11 protein-coding genes are annotated in these 10,523 nt (G+C 37.9%); all 11 read left to right on the plus strand.

Annotation, left to right across the window (positions count from 1 at the left end):
* The first annotated feature begins 15 nt into the window (after positions 1-15).
* Complete coding sequence (locus J8Z24_RS05850; protein ID WP_176031888.1) at positions 16-1,296, plus strand: glycosyltransferase; 1,281 nt, start codon at positions 16-18, stop codon at positions 1,294-1,296.
* On the plus strand, positions 1,286-2,995 hold the full coding sequence (locus J8Z24_RS05855; RefSeq protein ID WP_176031887.1) for a hypothetical protein: 1,710 nt from the start codon (positions 1,286-1,288) through the stop codon (positions 2,993-2,995). The genes J8Z24_RS05850 and J8Z24_RS05855 overlap by 11 nt, the downstream gene beginning before the upstream one ends.
* Before the next feature lie 22 nt (positions 2,996-3,017).
* Entirely contained in the window at positions 3,018-3,788 is a 771-nt protein-coding gene (gene rfbF / locus J8Z24_RS05860) for a glucose-1-phosphate cytidylyltransferase (protein WP_125252050.1), read from the plus strand.
* A 3-nt stretch (positions 3,789-3,791) separates the two neighbouring features.
* Positions 3,792-4,859, plus strand: coding sequence for a CDP-glucose 4,6-dehydratase (gene rfbG / locus J8Z24_RS05865; protein WP_176031886.1), 1,068 nt, complete (start codon positions 3,792-3,794; stop codon positions 4,857-4,859).
* The gene (locus tag J8Z24_RS05870) at positions 4,844-5,398 is read left to right on the plus strand and encodes a dTDP-4-dehydrorhamnose 3,5-epimerase family protein (protein ID WP_286037143.1); all 555 of its coding nucleotides are present in this window, start codon (positions 4,844-4,846) and stop codon (positions 5,396-5,398) included. The genes rfbG and J8Z24_RS05870 overlap by 16 nt, the downstream gene beginning before the upstream one ends.
* Positions 5,395-6,624 (plus strand): class I SAM-dependent methyltransferase, encoded by a 1,230-nt coding sequence (locus tag J8Z24_RS05875; protein WP_176031884.1) that lies wholly within the window; start codon positions 5,395-5,397, stop codon positions 6,622-6,624. Before J8Z24_RS05870 ends, J8Z24_RS05875 begins: the two co-directional genes overlap by 4 nt.
* On the plus strand, positions 6,617-7,735 hold the full coding sequence (locus J8Z24_RS05880; RefSeq protein ID WP_128729626.1) for a DegT/DnrJ/EryC1/StrS family aminotransferase: 1,119 nt from the start codon (positions 6,617-6,619) through the stop codon (positions 7,733-7,735). The genes J8Z24_RS05875 and J8Z24_RS05880 overlap by 8 nt, the downstream gene beginning before the upstream one ends.
* The gene (locus tag J8Z24_RS05885; RefSeq protein WP_176031883.1) at positions 7,732-8,340 is read left to right on the plus strand and encodes a formyltransferase family protein; all 609 of its coding nucleotides are present in this window, start codon (positions 7,732-7,734) and stop codon (positions 8,338-8,340) included. The genes J8Z24_RS05880 and J8Z24_RS05885 overlap by 4 nt, the downstream gene beginning before the upstream one ends.
* Complete coding sequence (locus J8Z24_RS05890; RefSeq protein WP_128729628.1) at positions 8,333-9,064, plus strand: WbqC family protein; 732 nt, start codon at positions 8,333-8,335, stop codon at positions 9,062-9,064. Before J8Z24_RS05885 ends, J8Z24_RS05890 begins: the two co-directional genes overlap by 8 nt.
* Positions 9,057-9,839 carry a cephalosporin hydroxylase family protein gene (locus tag J8Z24_RS05895; RefSeq protein WP_128729629.1) on the plus strand — a complete coding sequence of 261 codons (783 nt, stop codon included), beginning with the start codon at positions 9,057-9,059 and terminating at the stop codon, positions 9,837-9,839. Before J8Z24_RS05890 ends, J8Z24_RS05895 begins: the two co-directional genes overlap by 8 nt.
* A 77-nt stretch (positions 9,840-9,916) precedes the next feature.
* Positions 9,917-10,507, plus strand: coding sequence for a hypothetical protein (locus J8Z24_RS05900; RefSeq protein ID WP_161972710.1), 591 nt, complete (start codon positions 9,917-9,919; stop codon positions 10,505-10,507).
* The last annotated feature ends 16 nt before the right edge of the window (positions 10,508-10,523 follow it).

The raw sequence follows: 10,523 nt of genomic DNA on the forward strand, positions 1-10,523 counted from the left end.
TTACCAACAATATTTATGTCACAACAGTATCCTCAATTCTCGATTGTGTTACCTACAAAAGATAGGCCGGAGCTCGTCCTCCACTGTTTGAAACTTTTGCTGGAGCAAGATTTTCAAAATTATGAAATTATCATATCTGATAACGGCACCATTCCTCTGACCGAAACCAAAGCGCTTTGTGAGCTACTTTCAAACGTAAAAGTCAAATATGTACGCCCAATTAATCGACTCAATATGTGTGAAAACTGGGAATATGCTATACAATTTGCTAAAGGTGAATGGGTAACAATAATATCTGATAAGTTCATGTTTACAAAGCACTTTTTGTCATCGATCTCGAAGCTGGAAAACCTACATAGTTATGACGTCGTAACTTGGCAGTTTGAACATTTCGAGTGCAAAGAAGTAAACAATGAGCGTTTAAATGGTGAGTACCACCCTTTAATGAAGCCTTATAACAGCATTGAGTATTCAGCATCGGAAGAATTAGAGCGGAGATTTGAATTTTCTCAGCCGCTTTTTTATCGAAAATACCGTAACAGAAACAATTATGGGAAGATATATAGCGGTTTTGTTCGAAGTTCTGTTATAAAAAAAGTAAAAGAAAATTTTGGTTTAATTTTCCCGCCTTGTTCACCTGATTTTACTTCTATGCTAGGGATATTAAATGAAAACCCTAAGTGTCTAGATATAGGGATCAGTTTAATGTTGGTCTTAAATGTTCCAGAATATTCCTATGGAGAGCAAACTAAGAAATCGATCGAAAAATGTATTGAAAGCTCCACCTACTACTTCAGTAGCAAGGAGAAATTCAGAGAGTCAATGCTATTTAAAGGTGTGTGGTTTGGGCATAGCGCCAATATATCAGCCGACTATTTAAGGGTGTCACAGCTGTCACAATATGGATTGCTAAAGCAAGCAGAGGTCAATAAAGTTAACTTCTTGGGTTGGGCACTAAAAGAAGCACAGAATATTGATGAACCAGACTCCTGTGAAAAAGAATTATTGCTTTTAGAAATAAATAATCAGCTTAGCAAGTTCAGGGGGTCTCCACGCTTAGAAGATGATGTAGAGGCATGTGAATATGAAATTTATCATAGCGGGTTGATTAAATCTAACGTTCCTGTAAGTAATGTTGCAGCTTCAGAACTCGCTAGTTTACATTGGGAGAAAGGTATAGCAGCACCGAGAAAGAGTGTTTTTGAGAATGGATTATCTATTTACGATGCTATCAAGTATCAACAAGACTATGTCTGTACTTCAGTGAAGATGTTAGGGCTAAAACATGCTTTTTAAAGAAGCTGAAAGCTTTGATATTGGTTTTGTGGTCTTTGACTCACCGGGGCTTGACTTATTTGAATTATTTATCAATGAATTGAGTAAAAATAAAAGCTTTAAAATATTGGTAATAAAAGATTCTGATTTCTCTGATGAAATTGAGCGAAGAAGTAACGTATTTTTTTGTGGCGCAAATGAAAAGTATAAAATTGAAAGGTGCTATTTGATTGTATTTCCAGAATCGAATTTTCCCTTTGAAATTTTAACCTACTACAAAGGTTTCAGAGTCTTATTGCCCCATGGTCCTGATATACCTATTAAGAAGTCTTTAAAAGAATATGGTGGTATATTTGATTTTGACTTCATTCTTGCGATTAGAGAATGGATCCCATTTGATGATTCATTATGGCGAGATTCTATTCCAGTTGAATTAGATTATCGTAATTTTAGAGGGACAAGAATCGTTCCGTTTGGTTCGCCAAAATTAGATTATCTTAAAAGCTCATATGAGGGAGGATCAGATATTATATATCATCTCTCAAACCTTGATATTGAGTGTCAAGAGAAGCTTCAGTACTTACCCTCTATTATAGATTCTTTACTTAAAATTTTTCCAAATAAAAAGTTAGTCTTTAGGCCATTTCCACAAGACTTAGAGCATCCGTTGATAAAAAGCGTACGAGAACGATTTAAGGAACAGAAAAATTTCTTTTTCAGTGACTCAAAAAGCTATATTTATGATTATAAAAATGCTGGTACTTTTATTTGTCACCGTCAATATAGTGAGCATGTATTCTTTGAAGCATCGAACTGTCCAATTGTAGTTTTAGAGCTAGAGGAGTACATAAAAGACCCAAACTATTTGAGTGTTGCAACAAAAAAAGCTAAGCCTCAATTATCAAAACGGCCTTATTTTAACCAAGGAGCATCTGTTGATAGCTTTGTGGACTTTTACCGTCAGCTAAGGGAAAATAGCGGATCAACTCTGAGTGGCTTTCCTACATTTGGTAAGGTCAGCAATACTACGACAGACGAAAGAATTTACGAAGCATATCTCCTCGGTAGTAAGCCATATCATTGGCTAGCCGTTAAGCATTTTCTCATCTTTAGCAATGTACTATCCGTTAAATTAATTCTAGATTCGTTTTCCAAGACAAGTGACTATAATGGTTCAGGCTTACAAAGTTTTTTTTGGTCAAGCAGCTTTGAAATAGTAAAGTCTTGGTTTTGCGTGGATAAAAATAAGAAGTATGCATGTGAACTTTTTGAAATATTAAGCGCGATAGAAAATAGCTATAGTGTGGAGCTTTTAAACACATTAGGCAATGAGCCAGATTCATGGCTTAGTGTGAATACTTTTCAAAGCTTAAATAAAAAGAAAAAAGAAAAAAGTCTATATTTAAGGGGTAATAATGTAGCAGTTGTTAGTCTGGAAGATTTTTTTGAAGAAGTAGACTCTATACAAATATATGGCTCATCAGAATTAGCCGCTGAGGTGATAAAAAAAGCGCCACATCCAAAAAAGGTAGCACGAGTGGTTGATTCTGATCCTAACAAATGCGGAACTCGAGTAGAGGGTGTATTAATTGAGGATGCTTCTTCATTAAATAATAAAGATGGGCCAGTTTTGATTACTTCACTCTCATCGTATGAAGAAATTTTATACTCTGTTTCTAATAACATAAACGAAGAACTAGAGTTTTTCTATTTTAACTAACTGCCTTTGATTGGAGAATATTGTGACTAAAGCTGTTATTTTAGCTGGAGGCCTTGGTACTAGGATTTGCGAGGAGTCACATCTTCGTCCGAAGCCAATGATTATGATAGGAAGTAAACCCATACTATGGCATATAATGAAAATCTATTCAGCCAATGGAATCAATGATTTTATAATATGTTTAGGGTATAAGGGATATATAATTAAAGAATATTTCGCGAACTATTTTCTACATATGTCAGATGTAACATTTGACATGTCTAAAAATGAGATGACAGTTCACCAAAAGCATGCGGAGCCTTGGAAAGTCACTCTAGTCGATACTGGAGACACAAGTATGACTGGTGAGAGATTACGAAGAGTAAAAGATTATGTTGGGGACGATACATTTTGCTTCACATATGGAGATGGCGTTACTGATCTGCCGATTCAAGACACTATCTCGTCTCACAGAAATGCAGGAAAGGTTGCTACAGTTACTGCAATTCAACCCCCAGGACGTTATGGGGCATTGGATGTTGATGGTAGTAAGGTTGTCTCGTTTCAAGAAAAGCCAGCTGGAGATGGAGCTTGGATCAATGGAGGCTTTTTCGTGTTAGAACCAGAAGTGTTTGACTATTTAGATGGTATAAACGACAGTTTTGAAGATGCTCCTCTGAGAAAGCTGGTAGCAGATGAACAGTTAAACGCCTATAAGCATAAAGGTTTCTGGCATGCAATGGACACATTGAGGGATAAGAATCAGCTAGAAGCGCTGTGGCAATCAAATAAAGCACCTTGGAAGGTTTGGTGATCAATGTTCAATGAAATGTATGCCGGAAAGAAGGTACTGGTAACAGGGCACAGTGGTTTTAAAGGCAGTTGGTTATGTTTATGGCTTGAGCTTCTTGGGGCTGAAGTTGCTGGGCTATCTCTGCCTGAAGATAAAAATAGTACACACTATAACAAACTTGGTTTGACTGTAGATAACTATTTTGGGGATATTGCAGAGCGAGGGGTGATAGATAAGCTGATAAATGATTTTGAACCTGATATTATTTTTCACTTAGCAGCTCAGCCACTTGTGCGAAAAAGCTACAATAAGCCTGAAGAAACTTGGCAGTCAAATCTAACGGGTACGCTGAACCTACTGGAGTGTGCACGACACTGCACGAAAGTAAAAGCAATAGTTGTAGTAACCACGGATAAAGTATACGAGAACAATGGCGAAAAAAAGAGCTTTACAGTGGAAGATAAACTCATGGGAAGTGACCCATATAGTGCGTCAAAAGCTGCATGTGAAGTGTTAGTCCATAGTTATCGTGAGAGTTACTATAAACACTCAAATACTTTAGTAGCAACAGCTCGAGCAGGTAACGTAATTGGTGGAGGTGATTGGTCAGATGATCGCTTAGTACCAGACATTATAAGAAAGGCATATTGTGGCGACAGCCTCTCTATTCGTTACCCTAATGCTGTGCGGCCTTGGCAACATGTCTTGGAGTCAATAGCAGGCTACCTTCAGCTAGGGGAGCGGCTTTTAATTGGTGATAAAGTGTTTGCACGAGCATGGAACTTTGGCCCCGCGGTTGAGCATTTAGCCTCCGTGTCAGATGTTCTGTCATTAATGAGTCGTTTTATTCCAAACCTCGACTGGAAACCCACTCCTAGTTCACTTTATGAAGCTGAGCACTTAGCCCTAGATAGCAGTGAAACGTACGAGTTGTTGAAGTGGAAATCTATTTGGCCTATTGAGCAAGTTATTGAACATACAGCACAATGGTATAGAGAGTATTATATTAACAACAATATTATCAGCACCAGTCAACTTAACGCATTTATAAATGATTCGAGAAAAATTGGAGCAAAATGGTGTCAACCCTAAGATCACTCAGTATACAAGACGTATTTTTGTCCGAAAGGACCGCATTTTCTGATGCAAGAGGAAGTTTTGCTAAGTGGTTTGATGAACAAGCGCTACAACCGGTGATAGGCCATTCTTCAATTTGCCAAGTGAATAGTTCATATTCAGCACAAGCAGGTACGTTGCGTGGAATGCATTGTCAGCTTGGTTCATTGCCTGAATACAAAATGGTTAGATGCATTAATGGTAGAGTATTAGACCTCATCGTAGACCTTCGTCAACACTCAGTAAGTTTTCTAGAGTGTATTCAAATAGAGTTGGATACGCCAGATAAAATGCTCATTATTCCCCCAGGCTGTGCTCATGGCTTTTTAACTTTGGAGGAAGATTGCGAGATGCTCTATTTTCACACCGCACCGTACGAGCCAGAACACGAGTTTGGTGTGCGGTATGATGATAAATTATTGAGTTTTGAGCTGCCGATCCCAGTCATGGTTTATTCTGATAAAGATGCTCAATTCCAAACGCTTCCATGTGATTTTGATGGGGTAACAATATGAATTGCCGACACTGTGGAAATGAACTGGCACTAGAGATGGTAAATTTAGGATGTTCGCCAGCTTCCAATGCTTACCTGCGTGATAAAGATGCTTTTAAAAATGAAATAACTTACTCCCTACGAGTGCTTGTATGCGAACAATGTTGGCTTGTTCAAACAGATGATCAAGTTGAAGCGGAAGCGTTATTCACTGATGAATATGCTTATTTTTCTTCGGTTTCAGCTAGTTGGTTGAAGCATGCAAAATCTTACACAGAAGTTGTAACCCAAAAGCTAGGACTAAATAAAGACAGTTTAGTTGTGGAAGTAGCATCTAACGATGGATACCTCCTACAAAACTTTGTTAAAAATGGAATACCTAACTTAGGGGTGGAGCCTACCGCTGCGGTCGCTAGAGCAGCTAAAGCTCGAGGAATAAATGTAATTGAAGAGTTTTTTGATACAAGGCTAGCTAATGTTATTGCTATGGACTACGGAAAAGCAGATCTAATCATTGCTAACAATGTATTAGCTCATGTTCCTGATATAAATAGTTTCGTGCAAGGGTTTAAGGAATTACTTTCTGAGGCTGGCACGGTAACATTAGAATTCCCATCGCTTCTTAACATTGTTACACAAAACCAATTTGATACTATTTATCATGAACATTACTCCTACTTGAATTTATGTGTGGTAGAGGAAATTCTATCTAAAGCAGGTTTGAAAGTTTATGATGTTGAAGAACTATCTACTCACGGTGGAAGTTTGCGAGTATGGGCATCTCATCAAGAATCTTCTCATCATGTTGCTCCGTCAGTGAATGAGGTTAAACAAAAAGAAATTGATGCTAAATTATTCGAACCGTCAACGTACTTAGCATTTTCCGAAAAAGTCACTCAGATTTGTGAAGAGTTCAAAGCATTTCTCGTCGATGCAAAGTTGGCTGGGAAAACCGTTGTTGGATACGGTGCAGCAGCTAAGGGAAATACATTGTTAAATACGGCAGGCGTTAAAAATAATTTAATATCAGCTGTGTTTGACTCTGCACCTTCAAAACAAAATCAATATTTACCAGGATCCCATATTCCAATTTTGCCACCTGACGCTATTGAGTCATATAAGCCTGACTATGTCGTGATATTCCCTTGGAATATTAAAGATGAGATATGCCAATACTTAGCGACTAATAGTAGAGTTAACTGGAAATATTGCATTGCCATTCCAAACTTAGAGATCTTTGATGGATAAATTAGCATATACAAGACCAAGTATTACGCAGGAAGACGTACGACTCGTGACCGAGGCTGCAGCGGATGGCTGGGGAGAGCGCTGCTATGAATACGTTGATAAATTTGAAAAAGAGTTTTCAGAGTATATCGGTGTACCTTATGCGATGGCCACTTCTAGCTGCACTGGTGCTCTACACCTTGGTTTGTCGGCTCTTGGGGTAGGCAAAGGTGATGAGGTGATTTTAGCTGACACAAATTGGGTCGCAACGATCGCGCCTATTCTTTATCTCGATGCAACACCAGTGTTAGTAGACGTGAACAGGCGTTCTTGGTGTATCGATCCCAATGAGGTGGAAAAAGCGATAACTTCAAAAACAAGAGCGATTATTGCGACTCACCTTTATGGAAACCTCTGTGAACTAGATGAACTTGAAGACATTGCAAAACGCTATGGGATATATTTAATCGAGGATGCTGCTGAGGCCATCGGCTCGGAATATAACAACAAGAAAGCAGGCTCCTTTGGGATCTTCAGTGTGTTTTCTTTTCATGGAACAAAGGCCATTACCACAGGGGAAGGTGGAATGTTAGTTTCCTCTGATGAGAAGCTTGTAGAGAAATGTAGGCAGCTTAACAATCACGGCAGAGCGAAAAATGAACAGCGTCAGTTTTGGGCTTCAGAACTCGGCTATAAATATAGAATGTCTAATCTTCAAGCTGCATTAGGTGTTTCTCAATTGAAAAGAGTAAACGAAATAGTGCAAAGAAAAAGGGAAATCTTTGAGCACTATAAAAAGCTCTGTATGAATATTCCTGATGTGGTACTCAACCCAGAAAACCTAAATGAAGTCAATTCATACTGGATGCCCACGCTGATTTTTAATACTAAGGACTCATTCAACATAGACGAGCTGATTACACATTTGCAAAATAATCAAATTGATGCACGTCGTTTCTTTTGGCCATTGAGTGAGCAACCAATAGTAGACAATATGCAAAGTGGTAAAAATGCGCTTTATCTTTCTCGTAGAGGCCTTAACCTCCCAAGTTTTGTGGATATGACTTTTGAGCAGCAGGCTTATGTTGTGGATTGTATCTGCGGCTATTTAACATCAAAGAAGGTAACGTGAGAGTAGGTGTTTTTTGCGATTCGAAGGCCTCAGCAGTAAAAGCTGCTGTTAGCCTATACAGGCAAGTAAAAAGTGTGTCTGTGTTCTTTTTCGGGATAAATAACACCGAAATAGGACCTGAACTCGATGAACTCGGCTTCGAGTGTAAGTTCCATAGTAGTGCTGATGGAGACTTCAACAATAAATGCAAAGTATGGTTTCAAGAAAACGAAATAACTAGTGTTATATTATTTACAGAAAAAATTATTTCCGAAGCACTTTATGACAGTTTTAAAGTATACAACATACACCCATCCAAACTGCCGAGCTACAAAGGACTCAATGCCCTTAAAAGGGCATACGATGATAATTGTAGCGTTATAGCCGCTACAATCCACAGAGTTAACCATGATGTTGATGGCGGTGATATTAAAGCGCAAATTACGCATGAAGCGAATTTACAGTTCAATTACAGCATGTGGGAGCGAGTATCATTTATCCAAAAAGTATATTTAACTTTACTTTGGCTAGCTTATGCTGAAAAGGGAGGTGACTTCCCCTCGGAGTTAGAGCTGGATATTAATGTGCTATTTGAGCGATTTGTAAAAGAGATAGGGTATGACTAGTAATAATTTAAAAGTCGTTATTTCACAACCCATGTATTTTCCATGGATAGGGATGTTTCAGCAGTTACATTTGGCTGATGCTTTTGTGTTTTTAGATGATGTTCAACTCGCACGTGGTTTTTATAATAGAGTGCAAATTAAAACTGATAGCGGTAGCAAGTGGCTGTCAGTACCAGTTAAGAGGCTATCCCGCTCTCAGCTTATCATGTCCTCTGAAATTGACTACACGAAAAACTGGAAAGAAAATCACGAACAACTCCTTGCTCACAATCTTAAGCAAAGCCCTTATTACAGTGATGCAATTGAGGTATTTCGGGAAGTCGCGAAAGCAAATCATCAGAGTTTAGCTGAACTGACTATTGCATCTATGAGAGCCGTTGCACGCTATTGGGGCATGGATAATAATGTTGAGTATTATAAAGCATCTGATTTAGCTTGCTCAAAAGGAAGCGGAAGTGAGAAAATTTTAAATATTTGTAAGGGAGTTGGTGCTTCTACCTATATCACAGGTCATGGTGCTAAAAACTATCTCGAACATGAAAAGTTTGATGATAAAGGAATTACTGTGGAGTACATGAACTATAATACCACCCCTTATAGCCAAAATTTTGGCTTGTTTACTCCATACGTAACTTCACTTGATACGATAGCAAATTTAGGAAGTTCAGTTGGAACACACCTTCATTCAAAAACAACAAATTGGTTAGATTTTATAAATGAATAAATCCGAAGAATTTCAAAAAGAAGTGGCTGAGAATGTACGTAAGCTAAAGAATGCTGATGAATTAGAAGCGTTATCCGTCGAGTGGATCCGTCAGAGTGCGCCGTATAATTGGTCATATAATTTTAGTTGGCTTGGTCGTCCCGCAATTCAATTTCCAAATGATGTTTGGGCACTGCAAGAAATAATTTGGTCAACCAAGCCAGATTTAATCATTGAAACAGGTGTCGCACATGGAGGCTCTGTTATCGCTAGTGCGTCATTATTAGCGCTATTGGATTATACTGACGCTGTAGCTCAGAAAAAGCAATTAGATCCGTTAAGCCCTGGTAGAAAAGTAATAGGGATTGATATAGATATTAGACAACACAATCGTGATGCAATCGAGTCTCATCCACTTGCTCATAAAATTGAATTAATTCAGGGCTCAAGTGTTTCTAGCGATGTCGTACAATTGGTGTGTGAAAAGGCTAAAGACTATAACCGAGTTATGGTTATCTTGGATTCTAATCATACACATGATCACGTGATTCAAGAGCTTCAAGCATATTCTCCACTGGTTTCTGAAACTTGTTATTGTATCGTATACGACACTATTATTGAGGCTATGCCCGAGGATATGTTTCCAAATAGACCGTGGGGTAAAGGTAATAACCCCTACAGTGCTGTTAGAGAGTTTTTGAAGTCCACTGACGATTTTGAAGTGGATTCAGAAATTCACGCAAAACTTCAGATAACAGTCGCGCCGATGGGCTTTCTAAGAAGAGTTAAAAAATAGTTATGTGGTCAAACTATTGGCGTATGTTCCAAAAGCGAGGACCTCGTCTTCCATATAATTATTTTATTGAAAATCACATGTTTGACTTGCTTTATGGTACTAATACACACATGTGGCTCCCAAAAGAGGAGTACAAAGACAAGTTAAAAAATCTTGGTGAAGGCGTACAGTATGAAAGTAGTTGGACTTCTATTATAAAAGAATCGACAAAAAGAGTTTTCACCTTGAGTTCACACTCTCCTAGTGACTTTGATTATATAGACGCAGGCTGTGGAAAAGGGAAAGTTCTCTTAGTATGGCGAAAGCTATTGAAAAACTATACACCCTACATTTTAGGGATTGAGTACAGTGAAGAACTGCATAAAATTTGCTTAGATAATATCAATAACACATCTGGTGCTGAAGTTAATGTTCTTCTTGAAGACGTGACAAATGTTACTCTTAATACAAAGGCAAGTAATCTTTGCCTTTATTTATATAACCCTTTTTCAGAGAAGATACTCTCCAAATTCTTAGATAGTGTCATTCATTCCTATAGTGATATTTATATTATATATAACAACCCTGAAAATTTTCAGTGTTTATTTTCAAAAGGCTTTGAGGTGATTTATCAAAAAAAAGGATGGCATGCAAATTCAACTTATTCTATTTTTCATATAAAGAAATAAAGAAATAAAGAAATAA

The organism is Pseudoalteromonas sp. SCSIO 43201 (assembly GCF_023716725.1).
In the GTDB taxonomy this organism is placed as follows: domain Bacteria; phylum Pseudomonadota; class Gammaproteobacteria; order Enterobacterales; family Alteromonadaceae; genus Pseudoalteromonas; species Pseudoalteromonas peptidolytica.